The organism is Marinobacter alkalisoli (assembly GCF_045449795.1).
Classification (GTDB): domain Bacteria; phylum Pseudomonadota; class Gammaproteobacteria; order Pseudomonadales; family Oleiphilaceae; genus Marinobacter.
The window spans coordinates 199700-226304 of sequence record NZ_JBJJLB010000027.1 but is presented as its reverse complement, the minus strand read 5'-3'; the positions used below and the strand labels follow the sequence as shown (position 1 = coordinate 226304).

Sequence of the window (26605 nt, the reverse complement as noted above, 5' to 3'; positions counted from 1 at the left end):
TGACCGCCGTCCCAAACAAAAATGATCACAAAGACCACTATCCACTTTTTCAACCACCCTTCCATACCACTGATTTAGAAAGGAAACTTACAGGTTTCTACAAACTCACCCAGTTCATGGTCGCAATGATCATTTTTCCAGTTGCCAACGCCGCAAGCCCTACATAAACTGTATGCATATACAGCACCAAAAGGACTTGTATTCATGGATGACATTCCAGTCCCACTGCCAGCTATCCCGACCCGGTTCATGGATCGTTTCCGCGCATTTATTCGCGCCCGGCACCTGGCTTATCGCACCGAGAAAACCTACTGCAACTGGGTACGGGAATTTATCCGGTTCCACGACAAACGCCATCCGGAATCCATGGGAGCGGAAGAGGTGAATGCCTGACTGCCCTCAATTCCGCTCCTGTTTTTTTAGTGCCACCTTCAGCTCCGCGTTTTCCTGCGGCTGCCCCCAGCCGTTGCCATGCACCAGCTCCTCAATCGGCAACCGTGAGCGCCAGCCTTTGGCCTGCAGTTCCGGCTGGTCGAGGAATTCGCTGACGTAGCCCAGGCACAGGTAGGCCAGCGGATAAACCTGTTCCGGCAGGTTGAGAGTGTTGGCGAGCTTCTGCTGATCCAGGATGCTGACCCAGCCCACGCCGATGCCTTCGGCGCGGGCGGCCAGCCACAGGTTCTGTACTGCCAGGCAGGTGCTGAACAGGTCGGTTTCGACGATGGAATTGCGGCCCAGCACGTGGGTGCCGCCGCGGCTGCGATCGCAGGTGATGCAGAGGTTGATGGGGCTTTCAAGGATGCCCTGGAGCTTCAGGCTCTTGTAGCGGGTATTGCGCTCGCCGCTGTAGTTATCGGCGGCCTTGCGGTTCTCTTCCTCGAAGATGTCGAGGACGGACTGGCGCACCTCGGTACTGTCGATAACGATAAAATCCCAGGGCTGCATAAAGCCCACAGATGGCGCGTGGTGGGCGGCGCCAAGCAGGCGGGCCAGGACGTCCGCCGGGATCGGGTCGGGCAGAAACTGGGATCGGACATCCCGCCGTTCGTAGATGGCTCGGTAAAGTCCCTCACGTTCATTATCGCTGAAAGGGCGGTTGTGGTCGGTCATCGGTTTTGTGTGTCCTGTTTGCAGAGGCCCAGCAGGTTGCGTAGCCAATCCGTGTCCAGATGGTCTTCCACCAGGTCTGCCAGCCGGTCCAGTTGTTGTTGGCGGTGTTGCTGGTAATTCACCGCCTCGCCCGACAGCTCTGTGTCGGCACCCAGGCCCGCCCAGTGCAGGATCGCGGTGCAGGCTTCGGGTTGATCGAAGATGCCGTGAACGTAGGTGCCCGCCACCAGGTCATCCTCGCTGATGGCACCGTCCGGTCTGCCATTCAGTTCAGCCATGGGGCATGCCAGAGCTGGGCCGGTGGTGACGCCGTTATGCATTTCATAGCCGGTGAAGGCGGCTTTATCCGGACCGATGGCGAGGGTGCCGGTTACGTTCTTCAGCTGTTTGCCGTCGACCATGCGCGTGGTCATGTCGAGCAGGCCCAGGCCTTCAGTGTTACCGGCCTCGCCTTCCAGTCCGCCCGGGTCCTGTACCTCGGTACCCAACATCTGAAAGCCGCCGCAGATGGCGAAGACCTTGCCGCCGTATCGCAGATGCTTGCGGATCGCCGCAGGCCACCCCTGTGCCTTCAGCCACTGCAGGTCGTGGCGGGTGCTCTTGCTACCGGGTAGCAGGATCAGGTCCGCCGGGGGGATGGACTGGTCGGGGCCGATGAACTGGAGGTTAACTCCGGGGTGCAGGCGCAGGGGATCGAAATCGTTATGGTTGCTGATGCGGGGCAATACCGGAACGATCACGTTCAGCGCGCCGGCCTTGCTGGTGCCACTGGTGCCCACGCTGTCTTCGGCGTCGATCACCAGTCCGTGCAGGTAAGGCAGTACGCCGGTTACGGGTTTTCCGGTGCGTTCGGCCAGCCAGTCCAGCCCCGGTTCCAGCAGGGCGATATCGCCCCGGAAACGGTTGATGATAAAGCCTTTGGTGCGTGCCCGTTCGCTGTCGGAAACCAGTTCCAGGGTGCCCACCAGTTGCGCGAACACGCCGCCCTTGTCGATATCGCCGACCAGCAGCACCGGGCAGTCCGCCGCTTCGGCGAAACCCATGTTAGCGATATCATTGGTGCGCAGGTTGATCTCGGCGGGGCTGCCGGCGCCTTCAGCAATGATCACATCATAACGGGCGCTCAAATCGCGCCATGCGTTCATCACCGAGGTCATCGCCTCCGCCTTGTAGGCGTGGTAATCCAGCGCATCCATATTGCCATGGACCTTGCCCCGCAGGATCACCTGTGCGCCTCGATCACTCTGGGGCTTGAGCAATACCGGGTTCATGTCGCTGTGGGGCTCCAGGCCACAGGCCAGGGCCTGAAGGGCGGTGGAGCGGCCAATCTCGCCACCATCCACGGTAACCGCGCTGTTGAGGGCCATGTTCTGGGGCTTGAACGGCGCCACGGAAATGCCCTGGCGCGCCAGCCACCGGCACAGGGCGGCCACCACCGTGGTTTTGCCGGCGTCGGAGGTGGTGCCCTGTATCATCAGTGTGGTCATGGGTTCCCGCCTGTTACAGCTCTACGCCTTTCTGGGCCTTCACGCCCTGATCCTTGAAGGCGTGTTTCACAATGCCCATTTCCGTCACCGTGTCCGCCAGGTCCACCAATTCCTTCGGTGCCGAGCGACCGGTGACCACCACATGCTGCATCTCCGGCCGGGCCTGCAGATCATCCAGCACCCGGTCCAGGTCAATGTAGTCGTATTTCAGGGCGATGTTGAGTTCGTCCAGCAGGATCAGGTCGTAGCTGTCGTCCTTGAGCATGGCGGCGGCGACATCCCAGGCGGCGTTGGCGGCTTCCACGTCCTGCTCCCGGTTCTTCGTGTCCCAGGTGTAGCCCTGACCCATGACGTGGTAGTCCACATTGGGCAGGTCCCGGAAGAAGGCTTCCTCACCGGTGCTGAACGCGCCCTTGATGAACTGGATAATGCCCACTTTCATGCCATGGCCCAGGGCCCGGGCCACCATGCCAAAGCCGGAGCTGCTCTTGCCCTTGCCGGGGCCGGTGAGCACCAGCAACACGCCCTGCTCTTTCTGGGCGTTGGCAATGCGCTCCTGCATGATTTTCTGTTTGGCTTCCATACGGCGGGCATGGCGTTCGGGGTTTTTGGCGCGTTCACGCATGATCAGGCTCCTTAACGGTGAGCGGGCGTAGCTATTGCTTCGCCAGTAAATAAATGTCCATTATCCAGCCGAATTCCTGTCTGAGTTCCGCCCTGCGCTGTGTAATCTGAGGGCCAGTCTCGCTTAACCAGCCCGCCATCAAACACTGCTTGTCCATTCCCAGATAGGCTCCCCACCAGATATAAATGTCTTTAGGGGGGACAGAGCTGAAAGCACTGCCGCCATCGAGCATAACCGCGACACTGGGTACGTCCGCCGGCCAACCGCGCTCCCGCAGGCGTCGCCCCGTGGTGATCAACACCGGTTCCGCGATGGTATTGAGCGGAACACGGTGTTCCGCCGTCAGCACCTGCAGGCTGGTAATGCCCGGTATCACGCGGACCTCAACGGGTTTACCCCGCTCACTCAAACGGTCGGCAATCCGCAGACTGCTGTCATACAACGATGGGTCGCCCCAGATCATCAGCGCAGCGCGGCCGCCATCAGGCAGGTGGGTATCGACCATATCGCCCCACACGGCGGCTATGGCGCTATGCCACTCTTCCACCGCCTTCAGGTAGTCAGAACTGTCTTGCCGGGTCGGCAGATCAAACTCGACTATCCTGGCTGGGCGGTCTGACTCAAGCAGTCGCTCGCAGAGCAGGCGACGCAGGTCCACCAGGTCTGCCTTAGAGTCTCCTTTGCGCGGCAACAGAATCAGATCGGCATCATTCAAAGCGCGAACCGCAGCCAAGGTGACATGGTCCGGATTTCCGGTACCAATTCCGATCAGGGCCAGCTCAATCATGGCCATCCTCGTCAGCAAATGGCGAGTCTGCCGATTGCGGCCGGAAGCGTCGATCATAGCCTACAGCGTACAGGCGGCTTTCCTGAAAATCGTTGGTTGCCAGCGCCTTGCCCACCAGTATCAGTGCGGTGCGGGTAAGCGTTGAACCCACCGCCTGCTCCAGCGTAGCCAAAGTGCCCCGGACTATCCGCTCGTCCGGCCAGCTGGCACGCCAGACGATCGCGGCGGGGCAGTCATCACCGTAGAATGGTTTCAACTCTTCCACCACATGGGAAAGGTTATGAATGGATAGATGGATGGCCAACGTGGCCTGGGTGCGAGCGAAATGTGCCAGCGTTTCATTCTCTGGCATGGCACTGGCCCTCCCCTGGGTGCGGGTCAGCACAACGGACTGGGCGATACCCGGAAGGGTGAGCTCCTTGCCAAGACTGGCTGCGGCCGCGGCAAACGAGGGAACTCCGGGAGTGATCGAATAGGGGATTTGCAATTGTTCAAGGCGCCGGAGTTGCTCGCCCATGGCGGACCAGACCGACAGGTCGCCAGAGTGAAGACGAACAACGTCCAGGCCCTCCGCGTGCGCCCGCTGGATTTCCTCAATAATCTGATCCAAAGCCAGAGGCGCCGTATTAACGACCCGTGCATGGGCTGGACAATGGGCCAGTATTTCCTCCGGCACCAGCGAGCCGGCATAGAGGCAAACCGGCGAGGCCGTGATTAAATCGCGGCCTCTCAGGGTGAGTAAATCCGGGGCGCCGGGGCCGGCGCCAATAAAATGTACCGTCATAAGATTATGTGTTCCGCTATAGCGCCGGTGGCCATTCGATCTGCCGATATCTGACGGGGCCCAAGCAGGCGTGAATCCTGCCCCGCCCCAAGCAACGCCAGCGCTTCGGCGACGCTGCCGGTATTTTTAGCGTGCTGACTGTGTCGCGAGCGCGTGAGTGTCTCGACTCCCACACAGACATCACCTTCTATAAGGACCACGGGAAGCCCCCGCTCAGCGCCCAGTAGCTGAACCAGCTCGGCCTTGTCGGCCAGCGCCACGAGTCTATCCACCTGGCCATAGTGCTGGATCAGTCGCTCCAGGACTTCGGCCAGAGAGGATAACTGCGCTCCCCGGCGGTGACCAAACCCCGCTACCGTCATGTCGTCACCCGCCACTGAATGATGGGATACTGAGCCTTCCAGCCACGCCGGGGTCCGATTGGCCCGGCCGATGAAAAAGCCAGATGGACCAATTCTCCTCCTCGGGCCTGATGCCATTGCATCAGCAGGCTTTCCGATTCCAGTGTCACCGCATTGGCCACGATTCGAACCCCTTGCGGCAGGCGCTCCCAAAGCGCCTGAAGCAGAGCCTGTGACAAGCCACCGCCGATGAACACGGCATCTGGCAGGGGTTGATTGGCCAACACCTCCGGCGCCTGCCCCTCGACCAGCGCCAGCCAGTCCACGCCCAGCGACCGGGCATTTCGGGCAGCCCGGGCCGCTCGTTCCACCGATGCCTCAAAGCCAATGGCCTGGTTGTCCGGGTGAGCAAGCAGCCATTCGATCGAAACAGCACCAGAACCGGCCCCTATGTCCCACAATCTCTCGCCCGCCTTCGGCGCCAACGCCGACAGGGTCAAGGCACGAACCGATTGCTTGGTAATCTGGCCATCGTGTTCGAAAAAATCGTCGGGTATGCCAGCTGTGCACGGTAAGGGCGGCCCCTCGCCAGCCACCTCAAGCCCCAGGGCAACCGGGTGTTGAACATCGTCCGGCGGACTCTGATCAGCATTGATCCTGCGAAGGCGTTCCCCCGGACCATCCAGTGCCTCAAGAATGTGCATCACGGTGGGCCCGAACCCCCATTGAGTGATTTGACGGCCAAGCTCGGCTACCGCCCCACCGTCGCGTAACAGGACCAGCAGCCGTTGACCTGGCTGAAGAAAGGGGCGAATGCGGGTAAGCGGCGCAGCGTGCAGCCCCAGGCACTGGGTCGACTCCAACCCCCAAGCCAATCGCGACGCAGCCAGGCTAAAGGTGGAGGGTCCTGGGTATATAGCCCATTCCGACGGGTCCAGATGTCGCGCGAGCACGGTCCCGGCCCCAAACCAGAACGGATCGCCCGAGACCAGCATGACCACCCGCCGGCCCCGTTCAGCCAGGAGCATTGGAACACCCTCTGCAAAGGGCACCGGCCACTCACGAACGTCGGCATCAACACCGGACAAAACCTTCAGGTGCCGGTGGGCCCCGAAAATAATCTCCGCCTGTTCCAGGGCATTCAGACTTGCCGGCGTAATGCCCGATGTGCCACGCTCGCCCCACCCTATAATAGTCAGCCAATGGGCGTTCCCAAGATTAACCATGATTAAAGTCCTGATCCTTGGCGGTACGACGGAAGCAGGGGTGTTGGCCAAGGCCCTGGCTGATGCTCGTGTGCCGGCGCTGTATAGCTATGCAGGCCGAGTCAGATCGCCAAAGCCTCAACCGATACCGGTTCGTACCGGCGGATTCGGCGGGCCTGAAGGATTGGCAGAATTTTTGCGCGCCGAGGGCTTCACGCATCTGGTTGACGCCACCCACCCCTTTGCCGAACAGATAAGCCGGAACGCGGTCCTGGCCAGCGCACAGAGCAGCATTCACTTGCTGGCACTCACCCGCCTGCCCTGGCAACCAGTCAAAGGCGACCACTGGCAAGAGGTTGCCAACGTCGAGGCGGCGGTTCAGGCGTTGGCGGGCCCTCGCCAGCGAGTCATGCTGGCCATCGGCCGTCAACACCTTGAGGCGTTCCAGGCGCAACCACAGCATCACTATGTGTTGCGGCTTGTCGACGAGCCCGCGGGTCCCTTGCCGCTTCCTGACTGTACCGTCACTGTTGATCGGGGACCTTTCACGGCGAAAGGCGACCTGGCGCTGCTCAAGCGCCATCGTATCGACCGAATCGTGAGTAAGAACGCCGGCGGCGAAGGCGCGGCGGCCAAGCTGGTGGCGGCTCGCCAATTGAGGCTGCCGGTGCTGATGATCAATCGTCCTGCTCTCGCCACCCGCCATGAAGTGCACGATGTCGACCAGGCTTTGCACTGGCTCCGTCATGCGGTGGACCTCGGTGTGTAAGCCCAGGCTTGCCCATTTCGGTCAATGACCCGGGTCAGGCTTGATCCGACCATAACCAGAGTCCGCATATCGGCCATTTCCGGCTTGCTATCGGCCAGAGTGGTGATAAGAACCTGCTCCTCAGGCGTCGAGACGGCCCGGGCAAATATCATGACCCGTTCGGGCCCGCAGGCCTCCAGTAACACCTTGAGCGCACGAGCGAAACCCTCTGGACGCGCTTTCGAGCGAGGGTTGTACAGCGCCATGGCAAAATCCGCGTCGGCCGCCAGGCGTAGCCGCTTTTCGATGAGATCCCAGGGCTTGAGATTGTCTGACAGGTTAATACAACAAAAATCATGCCCCAGCGGAGCGCCAACCCGGGCACTGGCCGCGAGCATGGCGGAGATGCCCGGTAAAACCCGTATATCCAGAGAACGCCAGGCGGGGTCGCCAGATTCCAGCGCCTCATAAAGAGCCGATGCCATGGCAAACACTCCGGCATCACCGGACGATACCACCGCCACCTTGCGGCCCGCTGCCGCCAGTTGCAGCGCATGCCGAGCCCGATCCAGCTCCTCGCGGTTATCCGAAATATGCCGGACCTGATTTGGGTGGGGCGGAACGCGCTCCACATAGGAGCCATAACCCACCACGTCGGTTGCCTCCTGTAGTGCGAGACTCACTTGCGGGGTTACCAGTTCCGCCGCGCCCGGTCCCAATCCGGCGATGACGAGTGAACCGGTCATGGTCGCCTCCCATTGCCATGGATCAGCAAAATCGAAAAGTAAGGCGCAATGTCCCCGGCTTCCCGGAAGGGCAAGACGCGCTCCTCCGTCATGGCGGCGTATTCGACCAGCCAGGCTTGATCAATCCGCCCGGCCAGATCCAGCGCACGCCGGACTTTAGCGAGATTGCGACCAATTTTCATGACCACGAGCGCATCGGTCTCCGCTATCCGCTGAGCCAGGTCGGCTTCGGGTAAAGTCCCCATAGCGACAGTCATCACGTCGTCGCCCCATGTGAATGGCTGCCCTGTCGCCGTCCAGGCAGCGGACATACCGGTAATACCGGGCACCACCGAAACCGGCACTCTGTCTTTGAGACGCGTAAAAAGGTGCATGAAAGAGCCGTAGAAAAACGGGTCCCCTTCACACAGGACAACCACATCTTCCCCTGCCTGGGTCAGCCTGGTCAGATGATCAACACAGAACTGATAGAAGCCAGACAACAACTCGTTGTATCGCGGATCACTAACGGGAATTTCGGTGGTCACCGGGTATTCCATGGGCAGCTCTATGACCGAGTCCGCCAGCATGCCTTCAACGATGCTACGCGCATGGCCCTTGCGCCCTTTTTTACGGAAATAGGCGATATGGCGGACCTGCCGGATCAGCTTGTCTGCGCGCACGCTCATCAAATCCTGAGCCCCCGGGCCCAGGCCCACACCGTAGATTGTACCCTTCTTCATTCTGTTCGATCCGCTATAGCGTTAACGGCAGCCACGGTGACCGCGCTGCCTCCCAGACGGCCCCGCACAATACAGCAAGGCGCGGCGCCGCTGTCCCAGAGTGCCTGCTTCGATTCCGCCGCACCCACAAAGCCAACCGGGCAGCCAATAATTGCCGCCGGTCGCGGACAGCTCGGGTCTTGCAACATATTGAGCAAATGAAACAAGGCCGTGGGTGCGTTACCAATGGCCACCACCGCACCGTCCAGGAAAGGCCGCCATAACTCCAGCGCCGCCGCCGAACGGGTATTGCCCATCTCCTTCGCCAGCGCCGGAACCCGGTCAACGGTTAAGGTACAGACGATAGCGTTATCCGCCGGTAGTCTTTTCCGGGTGATGCCCTCGGCGACCATGCGGGTGTCACACAGGATTGGCGCTCCCTGCTCCAAAGAGGCCCGTGCCCGGGAAACCATTTGATCCCCGAATAATATCGACGGAGCCAGCTCTACCATGCCCAACGCATGAATCATGCGCACTGCCACCGGCTCTTCGTCTTCGGAAAAATGGTCGAGATTCGCCTCGTCCCGGATAATCGCAAAGGACTCCCGGTAAATGGCAGAGCCGTCTGTTTCATAGGTGTGAAGCATTATTCAACTCCAAAATAGTGGCGTACCTGAGATGCCGTCAGGCCAGTGACATGGGGTGTCCCATCAGCACTTCCGCGAAAAATCAGGTCATAACGACCGTGTCGGCCGACAATACAAACGTCCGCAGGCAGACGCCGCGCGCAACCCTTGGGGCAACCGGAGACGTGCAGAGAGCCGTTCGTTGCGCCCGCCAGATGCGTTGCCAGTAGCCGCGTACCAACGGTGGCCTGCTCGCAATAAGGTGCACCGGGGCAGGCATCAATCTTTAGCTCTGGTGCCTGGTTATCGATCAACAGGCCGTCCAGAAAGCGGGCTTTAACGCCGGTGACCAGAAGGCGACGCCAGGGCGTCACTCGAATGCATTCAACGTCGCTGGTCTTCAGTAGTTGACTCAGGGTTTCGGCGTTCACTTGGCCAAAACGCAGCCCATAAACCGCCCCCAGCGCATGGTTCCCCAAGGCAAACGGCGGGCGGGACTTTGCCGGCGGCAAAGATTCCGGCGCCCAAGGCGGCAAAAGGCCTTCGTGGCGTCGCATTCGTCCCGACTGGTGCCCTCCGGACTCGGCAAACCAATGGGCCAACCGGATAATGAGCGCCACTGCGGCGGCAGGCGACTCTACCGGCGTGCCCCTCTGACGGCCGTCAAGCCGAACCAGCAGTTGGCCGGTCGCCGCACGCTCAATGCGAAAGTCCGCTGAATGCGCCGCCAGAACAGGGCTTTCACCTGCATCAACGGCAAAACCCACCTTAGCGGGTAAGTCCGGTAACTCGGCGAGCTGGTCCAGCAAGGCGGTGGTCGCCTGGTGTGTGGCATCACCCGGCTGCCAATCCGGTGCCACCAACAGATTCCGACGCGCCTCCAGTGAGGGGTCATCCTCAACCAGACGCGCCTGAACCAATGCCTTCATGAGCGGGTGCCAAGCCTCTTCACGGACGCCGCGCAGTTGGAGGTTGGCGCGATTGGTGAGGTCGATCACCCCACTCCCCCAACGCTGGGCCGCCTCACAGAGCGCCAGCATCTGCCGTCGGGTGAGTTCCGCATGCCGGGGGCGCACCCGCACGATTAAACCATCGCCGGAGGCCATCGGTTGCCAGGCACCGGGGCACCAGCCTTTAATCTGGGCCTTATCCCCCATGGGGACCTCTACCGACGGTGGTCCCGGCACGCTCCCGCGTTTCGTCCAGATCGAGTAGCAAGTCCTGTAAAACCTCTGCGTAAGCTCCGGGCTCTTTCCATAAGCCCCGCTGTACGGCCTCCAACAACCGTTCCGCCATATCTTCCAGGGCCGACAGGTTGTAGTCGCGCAAGAATTGCTGGTTGCTCGGGTCGGTCAGCAACGTATTGGTAACCTGTTCGTACTGGTAGTCGGCGATCAGGTCGGTGGTCGCATCGTACCCGACCAGAGAATCGATTGTCGCTGCCATTTCAAAGCCACCCTTGTAGCCGTGTTCACGCATGGCCGTGATCCACTTCGGGTTCAGCACCCGTGACCTGACAACACGGTTAATCTCTTCTTTGAGCGTGCGGATACGCGGCTGAGCGGGGTTGGCGTGGTCGGCATGAAAAGTACTCGGCATGGCGCCACTGAGGCTATGGGTGGCGTTCGCCATGCCGCCCTGAAAGGCAAAATAGGTATTGGAATCCAGAATGTCGTGTTCCCGGTTATCCTGGTTATGCAGGACCGAATCCATACCCGCCAGCCGGTGTTCAAAGTCCGACCGGGCCGATACGCCGTATTCGGAGGCCTGGCCATAGGCATAGGCTCCGGCCTGAATATAGGCCTCGGCCAGATCATCCCGGGACTGCCAGTTGCGCTTCTCCATCAGACGATTCAGACCGGTGCCGTAGTCTCCTGGTCGGCTGCCGAATATACGGTAGCTCGCCTGGCGTCTGGCTTCGGTAGCGGAAAGCTCCTGTCCCTCAAGTTCTGCCTGTCGCGCACGCACAGCATCGCGGATGGTGTTCTCGTTGCCGGGCTCTTCATACTCAACGACAGCCTGAACAGCGGCATCGAACAGCCGCATGACATTGGGAAACGCATCGCGAAAGAAGCCGGACACGCGCAGGGTGACGTCCACCCGCGGACGGCCAAGCAGCATGGTGGGAATAACTTCAACATCCACCACCCGCTGCGAACCCAGGGACCACACCGGCTTGACGCCCATCAGCGCCAGCGCCTGGGCAATATCGTCGCCACCGGTACGCATGACCGCCGTACCCCAGATAGACAGGCCCAGGCTTTTGGGGAAGTCACCGTTATCCTGCAGGTAGCGCTCGATGAATGACTGGGCGGACTTTTCCCCCAGGGTCCAGGCAGCAGGCGAAGGAATGGCCCGGTTATCGACCGTGAAAAAGTTTCGCCCGGTGGGCAGGGTATCCAGGCGCCCGCGCGTAGGCGCGCCACTCGGGCCAGGGGGAATAAAATAGCCGCTGAGACCATCCATCAGTGACTGGATTTCCATATGGACGCCCCGCTTCAGGGCCGCCAGCAATGTGTCGCGGGCATAACGGCATTGCTCGGCTGTAGCCGGGTAGGCAGCGGCCAGCGCCTCACTCACATCACCCTGTACGACGTGGTCCAGCACAATCTGGTGTGCCAACGTTTCCAGGCGATCACGGGTATCAGCCCCACTGCGCCAGGGGGTGTCGCTGAGTTTTAGCAATACCTCGGGGCGGGGTCCCTCCCAGGCACCTGTCCCGGGGACCAGCGGGTCAAAGCAGCTGCCGTCGGGCGGGCTCGCAGGGGCCAGGCCCAGATCCGCCACCAGGTTATGCAGAATACCGCGATAGGCGGGCTCACTCCCGCGCGGCAGCCGCAGCAAAGCCACCAGGGTACCGGCGAGTTTATCGTCTTCGGGAAGCTCCCCCAGCACGTGCAAACCGTGCCTTATCTGGGATTCTTTGATCTCACAGAGGTAGCCATCCAGCTCATTGAGAAGTGCTTCATCATTGTCCTCGGCGTCGTCAGTAACGCCCTGGCTTAGCTCCTGGTCGATGCCAGCCTGGCGCAGATGGTCGACAATCGACTGACGCAACAGCGCCTCGCGGCGCGGGTCCATCCCCAGCGCCTGATAATACTCATCGGTCAGCGCCTCCAGTTCAGCCATGGCACCATAGAGTTCTGCCCGAGCCATGGGCGGCATCAGGTGATCGACAATAATCGCCTGGGTGCGGCGCTTCGCCTGTGCGCCCTCACCCGGATCGTTGACAATGAACGGATAGAACAGCGGCATGGGGCCCAGCACAATGTCGGGCCAGCACTCGGCGGACAGGGCCGTACTCTTGCCTGGCAACCATTCCAGGTTGCCGTGCTTACCCACGTGGACCACCGCGTCCACGCGGTAGTGCTCACGCAGCCAGAGATAAAAGGCCAGGTAACTGTGGGGGGGCGCCAGTTCGGTATCGTGATAGGTCGCCGTTGGGTTTTCGCCCAGATCTCGTTCAGGCTGAATACCGACAAAGGTTTCGCCCAGGCGAATGCCGGCAATCATCAGCCGACCGGCACGGCATTTAGGATCCTGGCGGGGGTGCCCCCAGCGCGACCACACCGATTGCTGCAGAGCCAACGGCAGAGTCTGGAACCAGGTCAGATAATCTTCTACCGCAATGCTCTGCCCACAGGCGCGCTGGTCAATGCTATCCGCGGCGTTGGTCACCACTGACTGCAGGGCCTCAATCAGACCGGCGCCGTCGGCTGGTATGTCGGCCACCGGGTAGCCTGACGCTTTCAGACTCCGCAGAATCCGGACCGTGGAAGCAGGCGTATCCAGGCCAACACCATTGCCAATTCGCCCGTCGCGGTTGGGGTAATTGGCCAGAATAAGCGCTACACGTTTTTTATGGTTGGGGGTGTGGCGAAGCACGCAAAAACGTCGGGCCAGCTCGGCCACAAAGTCCGCCCGCTCCGGATTCAGCTGGTGGCGGATAACCGACAACTGGCACAGCTCGCTGTAGTGGGCTTCGGTTTTGAAGCCCACGGCCCGGGTGATCACACGGCCATCCATTTCAGGCAGCACAACCTGCATGGCCACATCCCGACTGCGCAACCCGCCTGACTGGCTCTGCCAATCCTCTTCCGTACTGCTTGAGAGCATTGCTTGCAGCACAACGGGCCAGCCGACAAATGTGCTCTCGCCTTCCGGGCTCGACAGGGCATCCACATCCCCTGGAGACCGGTTGATCGAAAATCCCGTGGTATTGACGATTAAAGTCGCGCCCGTTTGCTCTATCAACTGGTTGATAAAGGTCAGGCAATCATCGTCTTTCAGCGAAGACACGACCACCGGCAACGGGCTGAGCCCCTTGCAGTGCAATGCCTGGATCAGGCCATCGACAACCTCCGTGTTGGCACCCTGCAAGTGGCTGCGGTAGAAGACCAGAATGCAAACCGGCTGACCGGATTGCCGGGACTCCTGCCACTGCGCCAGCGTGGTCTCATGGGTACCGCCGCCAGAAGCAGGGCGGTAAAGCGCCGCCTTGGCGATGGCTTTGGGCTCGCGCCAGGGGTAATCGAGCTGCAGACATTGATCAGCGATAAACCGCAGCAGTTGCTCTGCACCATCGGCACCGCCTTCACGCAAATAGCGCCAAACAGACCAGGCGGTCTCAAACGACACGGATGAGGCTTTGAGCAACCCCTCGTCCGGGTCTTCACAGCCGGGCACCACAATAAGCTGCCGCCCCGGAGCCGCCTCGGCCCAGGCCAAAAGCCGTTCATAGCCATATTCCCAATAGCCCGTGCCGCCCAGCAACGAGAGAACGACCAGGCGTGCCTGCTCCAGCACCTTGGTTTCATAGAGGTCATAAGCGGCTGGTTTGAGCAGGTTCATCCAATTGGCCAGCCGCACCCGGGGATAGTCTTCGCCCAACCGCTCGGCACCCTGGGCCAATGCCGACAAGCTGCTGTCGGCCGCGGAAAGAACAACAATGTCGCCGGGCGTCTGTTGCAGGTCGAGGATGCCCTCGTCGTCCACGAACCCGCCGGGTTTGGCCGCAAAAAGGTGCATAGGCTAGGCCTGGACCCTCTCCGCCCTGGCCAAGGTGGCCTGGATTTGGGCCGGGTCCAGATGTTTACCAATAATCACCAACTGGGTCTGCCGTGTCTCGCCTGGTCGCCAGAGCCGATCAAAGTGGCTATCAAGGCGCTTGCCAACGGCCTGTATCACCTGGCGCATCGGCTTGCCGGGCAGAGCCGCGAAGCCCTTGGCGCGATAGATCGGATTTGTCTGCAGTAATTCCCGAAGCCCTTCTGCCAGACGATCCGCGTCCACCTCTCCGAGCGTCACCACACAAGAATCGAAATGATCGTGAGCATGGTCGTGGTGCGCCCCCTCCATGTGATAGCGGTCGTGATGATTTTCAACCTGATCAATCGTCTGTTCGCTGGCAGCGGCCATGCCCATCAGTGCCTTCAACTGGGCCGTGTCTTCCGTCAAAGTATTTCTATCGATAAAAAGGGTTTTAACGGCGGCGGGAACCCGCTGCTGGACGATGCGCTCAACATCGTGCTTCTGTTCAGAACTGAGCAAATCGGTCTTGGTGACAATGACCAGATCGGCCGCACCCAATTGATCGTCCAACAGTTCTCTCAAGCTCGCGTCATGGTCCAGATTTTCATCCGCGCGCCGTTGAGCATCGACCTTATCCACATCATCGGCGTAACGGCCCTGCGCCACAGCGGGCCCATCAACAAGCGTGATGATGGCATCCACGGTGCAGTGCTGGCGGACGTCCGGCCAGTTAAAAGCCTGAACCAGGGGTTTCGGCAATGCCAGGCCACTGGTCTCAATGAGGATATGATCGATGTCCTGGCGCCGCTCCACCAGTTTTTTCATGACCGGCAGAAACTCTTCCTCCACCGTGCAACAAATGCAGCCGTTGGCCAACTCATAAATACCGTCGTTCGAATCGGTTACGCTTTCTTCTTCGCACCCCAGTGAGCAGCTGCGCAGTAGGTCGGAGTCGATATCCTGCTCACCGAACTCATTCACTATCACGGCAATGCGCTTACCAGACGCCTGTTGCAGGATGCTCGCCAGCAGCGTGGTTTTACCGCTGCCGAGAAAGCCGGTTACAACGGTGGCCGGAATCTTATTCAACTGCATCGGACAGGCTCCTTGAATCACTTTGGTCGCAGGTTTGAAGCTGTGGCTCCGGGGAGAACAGCCTTGCCACCGCTGTGGGATTATTTGGAAAAAACAGGTGGAGATAGGAGGCGGTAAGGCGACGGGCACGATAGATTGGTTCGCCGGGTGCGGGGTGTCGCTGTCGGCGCCCGTGGGTGATAGGTTCGGGCGTTCCCTGGCTTATCGAACGGTGGTGAGCATGCGCCCGTACCGGCCCTTCCGGCAGGTCGGCGGTTTGCATGCCCTGGCACCCGCGGCGGCCGCGCATGGCGCCCTCCCCCGGTAGCAGGCCCAGCATTTCGTGAGTCTGATCGTTGTAGTCCGTCAGGGTCTCCAGGCAATACAGCAAGCCGCCACATTCAGCAAGAATGGGCTTGTCAGCGGCAAAAAAGTCGCGAAGCGCCGCTTTCATACCGCGATTACCGGCAAGCGAGCTGGCATAGAGTTCGGGATAACCACCGGGCAGCCACAGCGCGTCACACTCAGGGAGACAACTGTCCGCAATAGGCGAGAAGTAACAAAGCTCCGCCCCCATCTGCTGCAGCAGATCCAGATTGGCTTGGTAAACAAAGCTGAAAGCCGGATCCCGAGCTACGCCCACCGTTATACCGGCCATGGAAGGCAGCTCAACGAAGGGGTCCTCAAGCGGTGCTTCAAACACTACCGGGGGCAAGCGCACCAAAGCCTCTGCCAGCGCTTCGGAGGCGAGCGCTTTTGCCCCGGCTTCAAACCGGAGCTCCAGATCTTCCTGCACTTCGGAAGCCTGGACCAGACCCAGGTGACGTTCCGGCAGGGCCAGACTCGAATCACGGGGCAACGCCGCCAACAACGGAACATCTTTGGGCAGCGCCAGTTCGATCAGCTCTCGGTGACGCGCGGAAGCACAAGCATTGGCAAGCAGACCGACCACCGACACATCATCGCGGAAGTTGGCGATGCCGGATACCAAGGCAGCGGCCGTCTGGGCCATGCCCTTAACGTCCATCACGATCAACATGGGCAAACCGAACCTGGCCGCCAGGTCGGCACTTGACGGCTCACCATCGAAAATCCCCATGGCGCCTTCCACCAGAATCACGTCAGCGCTGCGAGCTGCCTCGAAAAGCCGTCGTCGGCAATAGGTCTCACCAGCCATCCAGAGGTCGAGCTGATCTACCGGCTGCCCGGAGGCCTGAGCCAGCACCTGTGGATCAAGATAATCCGGGCCAGTTTTGAACACCCGCACTACTTTCCCCTGGTTACGCAACAGTCGCGCCAGAGCGGCGGTGATGGTGGTTTTACCCTGGCCCGATGCGGGCGCAGCAATAAAAACCGCGGGGCAACTTACCGATTCAGTGATCGCGTTTTTATCGGTGGGGTTCATCCGGCTTCGACTCCCATAACAGACCCGGGCAGATAGACGGCACCGAGTTGTTGCGCAATTCGCTGGGCCCGCCCCCGTTTGACCGGGCCCCGTTCCACATCCACCACCACGCAGTCGCCAAGAGGCGGTAAGCCGACCAGAGACTGGCGAGTTCGGCCATCGGTTATCAGGTAGGTTTTCACCCTGAGCCCAGGCTCCCGTTTGTGCCACTGACGAATCAGTCGGGACGCCTGAGCGAGGGCCTCACGCAAAGGCGTACCTCCGCCCCCGCTTAAGGCATCCAGCCGTGAAAGCATGGCCTTGGGTGCCCGACAGCGTTGAAGCAGCGGCGTGATCCGGTCATTACCAAACCCCAGGACCGCCATTTGATCGCGCTTGCCATAGGCCAGGGTCGCCAACGCCTGGACCAGGCCTTTGGCCTGAGCGAACAGGCGCCCACCCAGGGTGGAGCCAGACGTATCCAGTAACACGAAGTGCACCGTCGGCTGCCCTGCGCGTTCCTTCTGAAAGCGGATTGAGGTTAACGGCCATCGGCCCCGGCTAGCCACCAGAGTGGCAAACCAATCTGGCTTTTCGGCCCCCTGTAAACGGGAACGTTGCCCGCTCTGGCGGCCTTTGCGTTTGCTGCTGGCCTCTGACATAGGGCTTTGCATGCGATGCGCCAGCGCTGACTGCAATTGCGGCAATCGATTATGGATGCCCTGATCGAGTGGGAGCGTCTTCTCTGCTATTGGTGGCATGGCGCCCCACTGGCCCTGTTCGGACGTACTCTCTGAGGCACTAGAGCCTTGCCCGTTCCGGGCTTCTGACTTCTGACTATCCACCCGGGATGCCCCTGAAGAACCCTTGGATGGAGGCGGCGATGAGGGCGGGGGGAAATCAGGCGGCTCGGCTGCCATCTTGCGACGATGGACGAGCACCCATTCCTCCACGGCGTCCAGATCTTCCCGGGCAATGGTGTCGCTGCCCCGCCAGGCCGCATGAGCCTGCGCCGCCCGGTGCCAGCCCACATCCGCTCGCACTCCTTCAACCTGGGCGGCTTCACAGGCCTCTGCGATGTACTGGTACACCCACGGATCGGTAACAACGCCCGGCAAGAGCGACTGCGCCGTTCGAATGCGTTCCGCCAGCGCTTTCTGCTCCGGCGCAAAATCCGCACAAAAGCCATCCGGGTCGCGTTCAAAGGCCTCGCATTGTTGAACGATGGCCATACGCTGATCCCTGGGCATGGTGTGCGCCAACTCCACACACAGCCCAAACCTGTCCAGCAACTGGGGGCGTAAATCACCTTCATCCGGGTTCATCGTACCGATGAGCATGAACCGGGCACTGTGGCTATGGCTGATACCGTCGCGCTCAACCACATTAATGCCACGCGCGGCTGTGTCCAAAAGCAAATCGACCAGGTTGTCTGGCAATAAGTTGACTTCATCCACATACAGCACTCCGCCGTCTGCGTCGGCAAATAGGCCGGGTCGGAAAGCGGTTTCCTGTTGGGTCAGAACCTGCTGAAGGTCCAAACTGCCCACCAGGCGATCCTCCGTTGTACTCAAAGGAAGGTTCACAAACGGCAAGCTTTTCCGCTCGGTGATCGGCAATACATCTGCCAGCCCCCGTGCGAGCGTCGACTTGGCGCTCCCGCGTGGGCCCGAAATTACGACGCCGCCAATCCGGGGGTTGATTGCATTCAGCACCAACGCGGTTTTCAGCGGCTCCTGCCCAACGATTGCGGTAAACGGAAACTCAGGCTGGCGCTTGCTCATTACCGATCTGACTTGTCTTGTATGAACGTTGCAGTATCAGGGCGCATAACAATCCGACCGATAACCAGAAAAACAGATTAGTAACCGCTGATATCCAGATGAAGTCGCTGTGCAAAGCCATGAGCGATGCGACGACCGTCGCGTCGGGGTTCTCGAATAACGGCCCGGTGTGTACGGGTACAAACCCATAAGGCAGGACCAACAAAGGGAATGCGAGCACTTTTTTCCAGCGTCGTGCCAAAAATAGCACACCCAATCCAATGGCAACCGACAACACGGCGAATACCCACCACAGCTGGCGGGACATCAGTGCTGGACTGGCCGTACCGGGAATTTCCGGGGGCAACCCGATGGCAGGCGCTACGAACACCACAAGATAACTGCACGCCCCGATAAACAAGCCGTGGGCCGGCGTTAGTCGTAGGCGACCGCGAACATACAGTTGATTCATAACCACCAGAATGATCGCGGAGAAACCAATCGCCGCCAGCACATTCGACAGCGCCGTATACAGCCACCTCTCAGTACCCTCTTCGGGCGCCCAGACATCAGGATCGTGATGGTGATCTGCACTCTCACCTTCGCCATGAGTGTGATTATGGTGAGTGTGCGCAACCTCTGCTGGCGCCTCACTACTTTCAAACTGCTCTGCAGCCAAAAGCGTCGGTGTCACCCCAACCGACTGAACAGCGGTGAGCAACAGACCGGTAATAACGCCAATCAAACAGGCGCCGAAAATTAGCGAACGGAACATTAGAATTTCCTTCAACTTCTGGTTAACAACGCTGTATTTCACTCGCAGGGACAGATCCCCCTACGACACACTGATGTTCAGTGGCAGGGAAACACAAAACTGTGGCGGGTATCGTGTGCCGCGTTGTGCGCGACATCCAGAGGCACAAACCCAACGGCGAAAAGGATAAGAACGCCGAACAGGACAACCGCCCCTTGTTGCAGAAGAGAAGAAACGTTGATCAGAGAGGCCTTAGGCCTCGCCTTTGCAGATGAGACAATAGCAGACATATAATTCCCCAAGTGCCCGCCGCACCGTTGAAGGATTGATAAAATAACAGGCCGGTCTTCGGGCTCAAAGGGCGACAGCGCAGCAATGGCGCCATCGAGCCCTGCTCCTTCCCAGCCGTAGCCGGTGGTATAGCAGGGTTTAACCTTTATTACCGATGCGGGGGCAGCCGTGGGATTGGCCTGGGACCTAACCACACTTCCCGATTATCCCCTGACGTTAGGGGCACCTGTCTTCCAATGGAGCATGCTAAACCATCGGTTTGGCTACCGCAATCGCATCCTGTGTTTAGCCTTTCCTGGGCACAAAGAGTGGCGTGCCGTCTACCTCCACTGCCAACAACTCCTGGTCATAAAGTCTTTCGAGTGCAGACGGCACCAACATCCGTTCGGCTGCCCCCCAGCACGCTTCGCCGTTTGGAAAGAGCAATAACAGGTGATCACACCAGCGGGCAGCCAGGTTGAGGTCGTGCAGACACATAAATACCGAGCGCCCACTGCGCGCCTGCTCCGTCAGCAACTGCAATACCGACACCTGATGGTGCAGGTCCAGATGGTTGGTGGGTTCATCCAGCAGCCAGGTATCGGGCGCCTGTGTCAGCACTGTGGCGATGGCCACACGCTGGCGCTCGCCACCGGAGAGGGTGTTCACCAGGCGGTCGCTCAAGTGGCCCACATCCAGTTGTTCCAGTGCCTGCCGCGCAAAGCGCTCATCCTCCCCCGATTCCATCTGCCAGGGCGACAGCCAGGGGTGGCGGCCAATCAGCGCGGTTTCCAGTACCGTGGCCGGAAAGCCATCCTGCCGTTCCTGGAACACCAACCCCAGTTGTTGTGAAATCCGCCGGCGCCGGAGCCCGGTCAGTGAGTGCTCACCCAAACGGACTTCCCCATGGCGCGGCGCCCGCAGGCCGGCCAGGGTGTGCAGCAGTGTTGTCTTGCCAGCGCCGTTCGGGCCCAGCACGCCCCACATCTGCCCCGGTTTCACCGTGAAGTCCAGGGGCTGGCCGTCGCCCCGGTCGGGAATATCAATGACCAGTTCTTTTGCCCGTAACGGATTCATCAGCGGCTCCGGTACAACAGGTAAAGGAATGTGGGCACCCCCAGCAGGGCGGTAATCACACCCACCGGTAATTGTTCCGGCGCAATAACCACCCGCGCCAGGGTATCCGCCAGCACCAGCAGGGCACCTCCGCCCAGGGCGCAGGCAGGCAGGATCAGGCGCTGGTCGTTCCCCAGCACCAGTCGCAGCATGTGGGGCACCACCAGGCCGACAAAACCGATACTCCCGGCCATGGTGACAGCGGTCGCAGTGAGCAGACTGGCGAGGATATAGATCGTCCACTCCAGAGGTCGCACCGCAACCCCCAAAGCGGCTGCCTGCATAGGCCCGCGCGCCAGTACGTTCAGGCTGCGGCCGAGCGGCACCACCAGCAGGCACACCAGTAACAGGAAGCCCAGAGCCGGCCAGGGCGAACGGGCGTAGGACACATCCCCCATCAACCAGTACAGCATCCCGGGCAGGCGCTGGGCCGGGCTGATGGCCAGCATCAGGGTAATCACCGCGCCCCAGCCAGCGGCCACCACCACACCGGTTAACAACAATCGGGACGGGGTCCAGCTGCCGGTACCGTGGGCCAGGCCAAACACCATCAGGGTCGCCAGCAAGGCACCCGCAAAGGCTGAACCGGAAATGATCAAACCACCCAGTCCGGCCAGCATGGCCAATAACGCGCCCACGGCAGCGCCGCCTGAAAGACCAAGCACATACGGGTCTGCCAGCGGATTGCGCAATAGCACCTGCATCAACGCCCCGGCCACCGCCAGCAGCCCGCCGGTGGCAAAGGCTGACAGGGTGCGGGGCAGGCGCAGTTCCAGCACCAGGGTTTGCTGCAGGTTACTGCCCTCCCCCAGAAGCACCGCCAATACCTGGCCCGGCGCCACGCTGACGCTGCCAGTGCCCACGGACAACACCATGGCCGCCAGGCTGGCCAGCGCCAGGATCAGCAGCGGCTTGAGCAACGGCCGGCTCACCGGTGCAGTCTCCGATCAGCGTTTGGCACGGGCAGTGTCCAGTTTCTGGCAGAACAGTTGTGAACCCTCCAGCATGCGGGGTGTCGGGCGCTGTACCAGGGAGGGTGGGATAAAGTAAAGATTGTCTTTGGCGGTGGCTTCAATACCGGGGAATGCCTCCCAGCGGGTCAGCCAGTGCCGGTTCTCTTCTCCCATGCCACCGGCGAGAATCGCTTCCGGGTTGGCGCCGATCACCGCCTCGGGGCTGATCCGAGGCACCAGCCGTTCCAGGTCACCAAACACATTGACGCCACCACACAGGGTGATCACCTTGCCGATCAGGTGTTTATCGTTCACCGTCATCAGCGGTTCGTCCCAGACCTGATAGAACACCGGCACTGGCTCCGCATTACGGTATTGGCGTTCCAGTTTGGCGATGCCCTGGCGGAAACGTTCGGCTTCTGCGAAGCCTGCCTGTTCGGTGCCAGCCAGGGTGGCCAGCCGTTCAATGGTGTGGGACACCGCCTCGAAGGTACGGGGTTCGATGGAGAACACCGGTAACCCGAGGTCTGCCAACGCCTCAAGTTGCTCCGGCGGATTGCCAGTGACCCAGCCAATCACCAGGTCCGGCTGCAGTTCCATCAGCCGTTCCAGATCCATGCGGGTATGGCTACCCACTGAGGGCACCTTGGTTGCAGCTTCCGGGTAGTCGCTGAAGGACACCACCGCGACCACTTTCTCTCCGGCACCGGCAGCCCAGACCAGTTCGGTGGCCCCGGGGGACAGGGCTGCGATACGACTGGCCGGCTGCTCAAGGCAGACTTCCGTGCCGGTGTCATCGGTAGCACACACTTCCGCAGCAAGAACAGGCGTGTGCCACAAGGCCAGCACGGCTGCGCCGAAGAGCGCCAATGGTCTGGAGACATTCAGCATGAGGTCGTCCGGTTAGTCTGATTCTGGCAATCGTCATTGGCCGCGGCCCCCAGGGAGTATGACGCCGAGCCACCCTTGCGGGCGGATTCAAAGGCTTCCCGCTGTTGCGGCTCGAGCTGGTCCGCCACCCAGTCCATCAGCGGATGGTCGGGGCGGGTATGGCCGCTGCCGGGCAGGCCATGGTCGATGATATTGCCGGCGAAGTCACGGGCCAGGGCGCGACGGGTGAATACATCCGCCTCCCAGAACCCGCGCTTGGCCGCCAGCAACGCAATGGCCTGCATATGAGTCTTGACGTGGACATTGTGCCCATCGGCCAGGAACTCATCCAGACCCAGCCCATGACGATCCTGGAAGTACACTTCATTGATCTCGTCCCACATGCTGGAGCGCAGTACTTGGGGGCTGGTGATCTGCCAGCCCCAGAGGTTGTCGAGGAAATCGCTGCCCATGGTACGGGCCCCGGCATAACCATGCTCCATCAGCGGCGCCAGCCATTGCGGGTTGAGGTTGCGGGCGCGCAGCTCCACCTGCAGGGCGCGCTGAAGCGAGTCCACCCGAGGGTTCTTCGGATCCGCGTACTGCAGCACCCGATTCTGCGGGGGCTCGCCGCGCAGGTGTTCCACCGCGTTGGACAGGCCCCCCTGGAAGTCGAAACCGTCGTCGTTATCCAGCAAACCATAGAGATGGCTGGCCCGCCCCAGATAGGTGTGATTCACCGTGTGCAACTGGCGATCAAAGGCCTGGTGAGCGGGTTCACCCTGACTGCCCTTGCCGTAGACGTGGCCCATGCGGCGGCGGTAGGCATCGCCCAGTTGTGACCGGTCCTGCCAGGCGCCAGTGCGGGTGGAAAGACGGTTAACGCCGGCGCCGTAAGACCCCGGTGCGGTGCCGAACACACGATGGGCAGCCTGGGCGCCGGCATCCCGCGCGGAGGCTCCCGCTGCCATCAGCACCCGCGTATCCGCGACCCAGCGGGCCGCGACGCCGTTAACGGCCAGGGTTTCATTACCGCGTTCGCGCATTTCCACCGGCAGATCCGACAGGGCCTGATCCAACGCTTCCACCATTTCCGGGTGTTCGGCTTCGATGGTGTTCGCCGCCCCGGCCAGAGCGTAGCGGGACGCCAGGTCCAGCCATTCCAACTGGCTCTCATAGAGATCCCGGAACAGTCCGGAGGTGGTAAAGACTACGTTGCGCCGCACCGGGGTATCGGTCTCCGGCCCAGCGGGCAAACGCTCCAGCCCTTTCACGATCCCCCGGCTGTTCCACACCGGGCGAATACCCAGCAGTTTCATGCCAAAGGCGATCATCACCCCTTCGTCCCGCACAGTGTCGGACGCCCAGAGCACCAGGGCATCACTCTCGCCCTGCTGTTTGCTGTTGTCGGCCATGGCTTCTGCCGCCAGCTCGGTGGCCAGGGACCAGGCCACGCGGGTCGGAATCAGGTCATCAGACAGAGCATGGAAGTTGCGACCCGTGGGCAATACCGCGGGAGTTCGCAATGGGTCGTTACCCTGCCCCGGCGCCACAAAGCGGCCCTCCAGCGCGGCGAGGAAGCTCTGGCGTTCGGCAGCCGGGGAAGCCTCCAGGTTCTGTCGCCATTCCGCCTCGGGGGTGCCAGCCTTGCCGGCCATGGAGTCCAGCATGGTGTCCACCATATCCGCACTCCAGTCACGACCGAACACATGCAGCCCCAGGGGCATGAAGTGTTCCTGCATATCGGTGACGTAGTGGCCGGCTTCGTGGACCAGAAGATCGGGGGATAACTCATCCACGGAGACCTCTTCCACCGCCAGCCCCATTTCGCTGGCGATTTCCCGTTCCAGGTCCTCGCTGATATCCAGTACCTGGATTTTCTCCCGCAGCATATCCAGGGCCCGTTCCCGGGTCGGGCTGTCGGGCTCGTTGGCGGACTCCCAGGTTTCCACCAGTTGTCGCAATTCCAACAAGTCATCATAGAGTTCGGTGGCCGCCAGCGGCGGGGTCAGGTGGCTGATCATCACCCCCAGGGCCCGGCGTTTGGCCTGGATGCCCTCGCCCACGCCGTCAACGATGTAGGGATAGATCAGCGGCAGGTCGCCCCCCAGCAGGTCCGGGTAGTCGTCCCCGGTCAGCCCGGCGCGGCGACGGGGCAGGAATTCCCGGGTGGAGTGACGCCCGACGTACACCAGGGCATCCGCCTGATAGTGATCCCGCAACCAGTGGTAGAAGCCCACGTATTGATGGGTAGGCGGGAAGGTGGTGTTGGCGTGCAGCAGTTCCTCGTCCACTTCCCAGCCCCGGGGCGGTTGCGGGCCGATATAGATGTTGCCGAATCGCAGGCCGGGAAAGATCAGCCGGTCGTCCACCACCATGGACTGCCCCGGCGCCTCGCCCCAGCCTTTGAGGCCGGGTATGCCGGTATTCGCCAGTGCATCCCGACGGGCCTTCAGTTCATCCTGGTGACCACCCTCGTTCAGCCGACGCTGCCAGAGCGTTTCGTATTCATCCAGCCGGGTCAGGGCGTTCTTGCGGTTGGGGTGCTGGACGTGCTCAATCAAATGGCGCAGGTCGCGGATGCCCCGGTTCAGCAGCCCGGTCGCCAGGTCTTTCTCACCCATGCCGTGGGCCTGTTCCAGTCGCTCGTGCAGGTAGCCCAGGGGGCCGTGGGCCATTTCCTGCTGGACCACCGCCGGCAGGGTCTCCAGGTAGCGCCGGTAGGTGTCGCTGTCCATGGAGGCCACCTGCCCGGCCATCTCCCTCAGGGCCCGGGGATCATCCGGCAGGCTCACGCCGCGCTGCTGGATCAGGTCTGTGAGCGCTTCCGGGCTGTCCGGCAGCGGGCCGGTGGCGTAGCCTTCATCCTTGAGCCAGGTCAGCATTTCGTAGAGGGAGGCGGGCACATCCAGATTGTCCGCACCAATGTTCTGGCGCCCCGGCGGGTGGTTGTAGTAGATGATCGCCACGCGCTTGTCGGCGTTGTCCTTGGCTTGCAGAACCTGCCAGCGCTTCAGGCGATCAGCCACGGCTGCCACCCGGTCAGGCACCGGTTGTGTCAGGGTCAGGGCCACGCCGGTGTGTTCGTCAATCACTTCCGGTTCGGCCGTGGCCAGCACCATGGGCTGGCTGACACCCTGGAGTTCCGGCATCGCCAGTTTGTAGTGCACCTTGTCCGCCGGGATGCCATCCACCGACAGTTGCCACTGGTTGGCGGTGCGGGAGGCCAGTCGCAGGCCCTTGATGACCGGCACATCCAGCTGGGTCAGTGCTTCGGTCACCTGGCGCCGGCCCTCACCGCCGCCAATGGTGAAATCCTGCAGGCTGATGATGCCGGACAGAGTAGCCGGCCCAACAGCGTTACCCAGGGTACGTACCGCTTCCAGGCTGGCCCCGCCCCAGCGGGACAGTATCGCAAAGCACCGGATCTCCCGCGCTTCCAGGGCGGCACAGGCGGCATCCAGCAGGGCCCGGTCTCCGGGGCGGTCGCCGCTGTCCAGATCCAGCAGGGTAACCACGGGGCCGGGTTGCAGCTCCAGATCCCCGGCATCCTCCACGGCTTCCCCGTTACGGTAGTAGCGAACCAGTGCCCGCGGTGGTAGGTCGGGCACGGTCAGGTCATGGCCAGCCTGCACCAGCAACCAGCGCAACAGGCCATCCAGATGTTGCGGCGTGCGGCCCTGATACAGGGCCCGCCCGTCCAGCCAGGGGGCTTGTTGCGGAAACTGGTGGCGCAAGGCCGTCCGGTGGGCCTTCACATCAGCACCCGGCTCCGGGGCTTTCATCAGGTCGTTGAGGGAGGAGGCATCCAGTCCGTCCAGTACCGCCCGGCCTTCCAGCCGGGACAAACGGGTCAGGGCACGGTCGCCGTTGACGGCGAGTATCGGAAACGAGCGCTCCGCCGCCTGATCCCGAACCGCCTGTTCAAGCCGGCCCACCTGATCGCCGAAGACCGCCGCCAGCAGCAGTGCATCGGCCCCGCCTACCAGCTCATCCAGTGCCTGGTTGTCCAGGGCGGCCAGTTGTTCCGGCGTTCGCAGTACCACCCGGTGATCCGGATTGGCGGCCAGGAACCGCTCTGCTCCGGCGGCCATTTCCGCCGCCGAGCGTTCCGAGACCACGCCAACAACGGTGGCACCGAACACCGGAGGCGAGAGCAATAGTGCCAGCCCCAGGAGAAAGGCAAATACCGGGCGGTGAATGATCCGATCTGGCCGTGTGTTGTTCATA

22 protein-coding genes, 2 pseudogenes and 1 riboswitch are annotated in these 26605 nt (G+C 61.4%); of the genes and pseudogenes, 2 read left to right on the top strand and 22 right to left on the bottom strand.

Translation table 11 applies throughout. The annotated features are described in order from the left end of the window. Positions 1 to 204: 204 nt before the first annotated feature. A complete protein-coding gene (locus tag ACJO3M_RS13750; RefSeq protein WP_407001947.1) occupies positions 205 to 393 on the top strand; it encodes a site-specific integrase in 189 nt (62 codons plus the stop codon). A 6-nt stretch (positions 394 to 399) separates the two neighbouring features. Here the strand turns inward: ACJO3M_RS13750 and bluB are convergent, their stop codons facing one another. Genes bluB through cbiE form a run of 7 tightly spaced genes read right to left on the bottom strand, consistent with a single transcriptional unit; the run spans position 400 to position 6360 of the window. Next, positions 400 to 1110 (bottom strand): 5,6-dimethylbenzimidazole synthase, encoded by a 711-nt coding sequence (gene bluB / locus ACJO3M_RS13745; protein ID WP_407001946.1) that lies wholly within the window; start codon positions 1108 to 1110, stop codon positions 400 to 402. Next, the gene (locus tag ACJO3M_RS13740) at positions 1107 to 2597 is read right to left on the bottom strand and encodes a cobyric acid synthase (protein ID WP_407001945.1); all 1491 of its coding nucleotides are present in this window, start codon (positions 2595 to 2597) and stop codon (positions 1107 to 1109) included. Before ACJO3M_RS13740 ends, bluB begins: the two co-directional genes overlap by 4 nt. Positions 2598 to 2610: 13 nt before the next feature. Further along, positions 2611 to 3222 (bottom strand): cob(I)yrinic acid a,c-diamide adenosyltransferase, encoded by a 612-nt coding sequence (gene cobO, locus ACJO3M_RS13735; RefSeq protein WP_407001944.1) that lies wholly within the window; start codon positions 3220 to 3222, stop codon positions 2611 to 2613. A gap of 31 nt (positions 3223 to 3253) precedes the next feature. Continuing rightward, a complete protein-coding gene (cobF, locus tag ACJO3M_RS13730) occupies positions 3254 to 4066 on the bottom strand; it encodes a precorrin-6A synthase (deacetylating) (RefSeq protein WP_407001943.1) in 813 nt (270 codons plus the stop codon). Beyond that, a complete protein-coding gene (gene cobM, locus ACJO3M_RS13725; protein WP_407001942.1) occupies positions 4002 to 4793 on the bottom strand; it encodes a precorrin-4 C(11)-methyltransferase in 792 nt (263 codons plus the stop codon). Before cobM ends, cobF begins: the two co-directional genes overlap by 65 nt. Beyond that, positions 4790 to 5155 carry a cobalamin biosynthesis protein gene (locus tag ACJO3M_RS13720; protein WP_407001941.1) on the bottom strand — a complete coding sequence of 122 codons (366 nt, stop codon included), beginning with the start codon at positions 5153 to 5155 and terminating at the stop codon, positions 4790 to 4792. The genes cobM and ACJO3M_RS13720 overlap by 4 nt, the downstream gene beginning before the upstream one ends. Beyond that, complete coding sequence (gene cbiE, locus ACJO3M_RS13715; RefSeq protein ID WP_407001940.1) at positions 5152 to 6360, bottom strand: precorrin-6y C5,15-methyltransferase (decarboxylating) subunit CbiE; 1209 nt, start codon at positions 6358 to 6360, stop codon at positions 5152 to 5154. The genes ACJO3M_RS13720 and cbiE overlap by 4 nt, the downstream gene beginning before the upstream one ends. On the opposite strand from cbiE, the gene ACJO3M_RS13710 reads away from it, so the two are divergent. After that, entirely contained in the window at positions 6359 to 7108 is a 750-nt protein-coding gene (locus tag ACJO3M_RS13710; protein ID WP_407001939.1) for a cobalt-precorrin-6A reductase, read from the top strand. The two genes, cbiE and ACJO3M_RS13710, sit on opposite strands and share 2 nt — an antisense overlap. On the opposite strand, the gene cobJ is transcribed toward ACJO3M_RS13710, so the two are convergent. The 15 genes and pseudogenes from cobJ to ACJO3M_RS13635 form a co-directional block, all read right to left on the bottom strand. Next, the gene (gene cobJ / locus ACJO3M_RS13705; RefSeq protein WP_407001938.1) at positions 7084 to 7833 is read right to left on the bottom strand and encodes a precorrin-3B C(17)-methyltransferase; all 750 of its coding nucleotides are present in this window, start codon (positions 7831 to 7833) and stop codon (positions 7084 to 7086) included. The genes ACJO3M_RS13710 and cobJ overlap by 25 nt on opposite strands. Beyond that, the gene (gene cobI / locus ACJO3M_RS13700) at positions 7830 to 8555 is read right to left on the bottom strand and encodes a precorrin-2 C(20)-methyltransferase (protein ID WP_407001937.1); all 726 of its coding nucleotides are present in this window, start codon (positions 8553 to 8555) and stop codon (positions 7830 to 7832) included. The genes cobJ and cobI overlap by 4 nt, the downstream gene beginning before the upstream one ends. Next, on the bottom strand, positions 8552 to 9181 hold the full coding sequence (locus ACJO3M_RS13695) for a precorrin-8X methylmutase (protein ID WP_407001936.1): 630 nt from the start codon (positions 9179 to 9181) through the stop codon (positions 8552 to 8554). The genes cobI and ACJO3M_RS13695 overlap by 4 nt, the downstream gene beginning before the upstream one ends. Next, complete coding sequence (locus tag ACJO3M_RS13690; RefSeq protein ID WP_407001935.1) at positions 9181 to 10317, bottom strand: ferredoxin-like domain-containing protein; 1137 nt, start codon at positions 10315 to 10317, stop codon at positions 9181 to 9183. Before ACJO3M_RS13690 ends, ACJO3M_RS13695 begins: the two co-directional genes overlap by 1 nt. Further along, entirely contained in the window at positions 10307 to 14188 is a 3882-nt protein-coding gene (gene cobN, locus ACJO3M_RS13685) for a cobaltochelatase subunit CobN (RefSeq protein ID WP_407001934.1), read from the bottom strand. The genes ACJO3M_RS13690 and cobN overlap by 11 nt, the downstream gene beginning before the upstream one ends. A 3-nt stretch (positions 14189 to 14191) precedes the next feature. Then, complete coding sequence (gene cobW, locus ACJO3M_RS13680; protein WP_407001932.1) at positions 14192 to 15286, bottom strand: cobalamin biosynthesis protein CobW; 1095 nt, start codon at positions 15284 to 15286, stop codon at positions 14192 to 14194. Then, positions 15273 to 16670 (bottom strand): cobyrinic acid a,c-diamide synthase CobB, encoded by a 1398-nt coding sequence (locus ACJO3M_RS13675; RefSeq protein WP_407001931.1) that lies wholly within the window; start codon positions 16668 to 16670, stop codon positions 15273 to 15275. Before ACJO3M_RS13675 ends, cobW begins: the two co-directional genes overlap by 14 nt. After that, positions 16667 to 17128 (bottom strand): annotated as a pseudogene (locus tag ACJO3M_RS13670) (VWA domain-containing protein); the annotation flags it as partial. The gene ACJO3M_RS13675 and the pseudogene ACJO3M_RS13670, both read right to left, overlap by 4 nt. A 276-nt stretch (positions 17129 to 17404) precedes the next feature. Then, positions 17405 to 18433 (bottom strand): annotated as a pseudogene (locus tag ACJO3M_RS13665) (magnesium chelatase ATPase subunit I); the annotation flags it as partial. Continuing rightward, positions 18414 to 19187 (bottom strand): CbtA family protein, encoded by a 774-nt coding sequence (locus ACJO3M_RS13660; protein WP_407001930.1) that lies wholly within the window; start codon positions 19185 to 19187, stop codon positions 18414 to 18416. The pseudogene ACJO3M_RS13665 and the gene ACJO3M_RS13660, both read right to left, overlap by 20 nt. A gap of 77 nt (positions 19188 to 19264) precedes the next feature. Then, on the bottom strand, positions 19265 to 19456 hold the full coding sequence (locus ACJO3M_RS13655; RefSeq protein ID WP_407001929.1) for a CbtB domain-containing protein: 192 nt from the start codon (positions 19454 to 19456) through the stop codon (positions 19265 to 19267). 32 nt (positions 19457 to 19488) lie between these two features. Then, positions 19489 to 19702, bottom strand: a riboswitch (cobalamin riboswitch). 40 nt (positions 19703 to 19742) lie between these two features. Beyond that, complete coding sequence (locus ACJO3M_RS13650) at positions 19743 to 20513, bottom strand: ABC transporter ATP-binding protein (protein ID WP_407001928.1); 771 nt, start codon at positions 20511 to 20513, stop codon at positions 19743 to 19745. After that, entirely contained in the window at positions 20513 to 21427 is a 915-nt protein-coding gene (locus tag ACJO3M_RS13645; RefSeq protein ID WP_407001960.1) for a FecCD family ABC transporter permease, read from the bottom strand. The genes ACJO3M_RS13650 and ACJO3M_RS13645 overlap by 1 nt, the downstream gene beginning before the upstream one ends. 72 nt (positions 21428 to 21499) lie before the next feature. Then, entirely contained in the window at positions 21500 to 22396 is an 897-nt protein-coding gene (locus ACJO3M_RS13640) for a cobalamin-binding protein (protein ID WP_407001927.1), read from the bottom strand. Next, positions 22390 to 26604, bottom strand: coding sequence for a cobaltochelatase subunit CobN (locus tag ACJO3M_RS13635; RefSeq protein WP_407001926.1), 4215 nt, complete (start codon positions 26602 to 26604; stop codon positions 22390 to 22392). Before ACJO3M_RS13635 ends, ACJO3M_RS13640 begins: the two co-directional genes overlap by 7 nt. Position 26605: the final 1 nt, after the last annotated feature.

Excerpts from the sequence above, each read along its gene's own strand:
- ACJO3M_RS13655 (WP_407001929.1), bottom strand. The coding sequence starts at position 19,456 with ATGTCTGCTATTGTCTCATCTGCAAAGGCGAGGCCTAAGGCCTCTCTG.
- ACJO3M_RS13645 (WP_407001960.1), bottom strand. The coding sequence starts at position 21,427 with ATGGTGTTGTCCGTGGGCACTGGCAGCGTCAGCGTGGCGCCGGGCCAG.
- ACJO3M_RS13675 (WP_407001931.1), bottom strand. The coding sequence starts at position 16,670 with ATGAACCCCACCGATAAAAACGCGATCACTGAATCGGTAAGTTGCCCC.
- ACJO3M_RS13640 (WP_407001927.1), bottom strand. The coding sequence starts at position 22,396 with ATGCTGAATGTCTCCAGACCATTGGCGCTCTTCGGCGCAGCCGTGCTG.
- ACJO3M_RS13740 (WP_407001945.1), bottom strand. The coding sequence starts at position 2,597 with ATGACCACACTGATGATACAGGGCACCACCTCCGACGCCGGCAAAACC.
- cobM (WP_407001942.1), bottom strand. The coding sequence starts at position 4,793 with ATGACGGTACATTTTATTGGCGCCGGCCCCGGCGCCCCGGATTTACTC.
- ACJO3M_RS13720 (WP_407001941.1), bottom strand. The coding sequence starts at position 5,155 with ATGACGGTAGCGGGGTTTGGTCACCGCCGGGGAGCGCAGTTATCCTCT.
- ACJO3M_RS13750 (WP_407001947.1), top strand. The coding sequence starts at position 205 with ATGGATGACATTCCAGTCCCACTGCCAGCTATCCCGACCCGGTTCATG.
- ACJO3M_RS13650 (WP_407001928.1), bottom strand. The coding sequence starts at position 20,513 with ATGAATCCGTTACGGGCAAAAGAACTGGTCATTGATATTCCCGACCGG.
- cbiE (WP_407001940.1), bottom strand. The coding sequence starts at position 6,360 with ATGGTTAATCTTGGGAACGCCCATTGGCTGACTATTATAGGGTGGGGC.
- cobN (WP_407001934.1), bottom strand. The coding sequence starts at position 14,188 with ATGCACCTTTTTGCGGCCAAACCCGGCGGGTTCGTGGACGACGAGGGC.
- cobI (WP_407001937.1), bottom strand. The coding sequence starts at position 8,555 with ATGAAGAAGGGTACAATCTACGGTGTGGGCCTGGGCCCGGGGGCTCAG.
- ACJO3M_RS13660 (WP_407001930.1), bottom strand. The coding sequence starts at position 19,187 with ATGTTCCGTTCGCTAATTTTCGGCGCCTGTTTGATTGGCGTTATTACC.
- ACJO3M_RS13690 (WP_407001935.1), bottom strand. The coding sequence starts at position 10,317 with ATGGGGGATAAGGCCCAGATTAAAGGCTGGTGCCCCGGTGCCTGGCAA.
- cobO (WP_407001944.1), bottom strand. The coding sequence starts at position 3,222 with ATGCGTGAACGCGCCAAAAACCCCGAACGCCATGCCCGCCGTATGGAA.
- cobJ (WP_407001938.1), bottom strand. The coding sequence starts at position 7,833 with ATGACCGGTTCACTCGTCATCGCCGGATTGGGACCGGGCGCGGCGGAA.
- ACJO3M_RS13635 (WP_407001926.1), bottom strand. The coding sequence starts at position 26,604 with ATGAACAACACACGGCCAGATCGGATCATTCACCGCCCGGTATTTGCC.
- cobW (WP_407001932.1), bottom strand. The coding sequence starts at position 15,286 with ATGCAGTTGAATAAGATTCCGGCCACCGTTGTAACCGGCTTTCTCGGC.
- ACJO3M_RS13695 (WP_407001936.1), bottom strand. The coding sequence starts at position 9,181 with ATGCTTCACACCTATGAAACAGACGGCTCTGCCATTTACCGGGAGTCC.
- bluB (WP_407001946.1), bottom strand. The coding sequence starts at position 1,110 with ATGACCGACCACAACCGCCCTTTCAGCGATAATGAACGTGAGGGACTT.
- ACJO3M_RS13710 (WP_407001939.1), top strand. The coding sequence starts at position 6,359 with ATGATTAAAGTCCTGATCCTTGGCGGTACGACGGAAGCAGGGGTGTTG.
- cobF (WP_407001943.1), bottom strand. The coding sequence starts at position 4,066 with ATGATCGACGCTTCCGGCCGCAATCGGCAGACTCGCCATTTGCTGACG.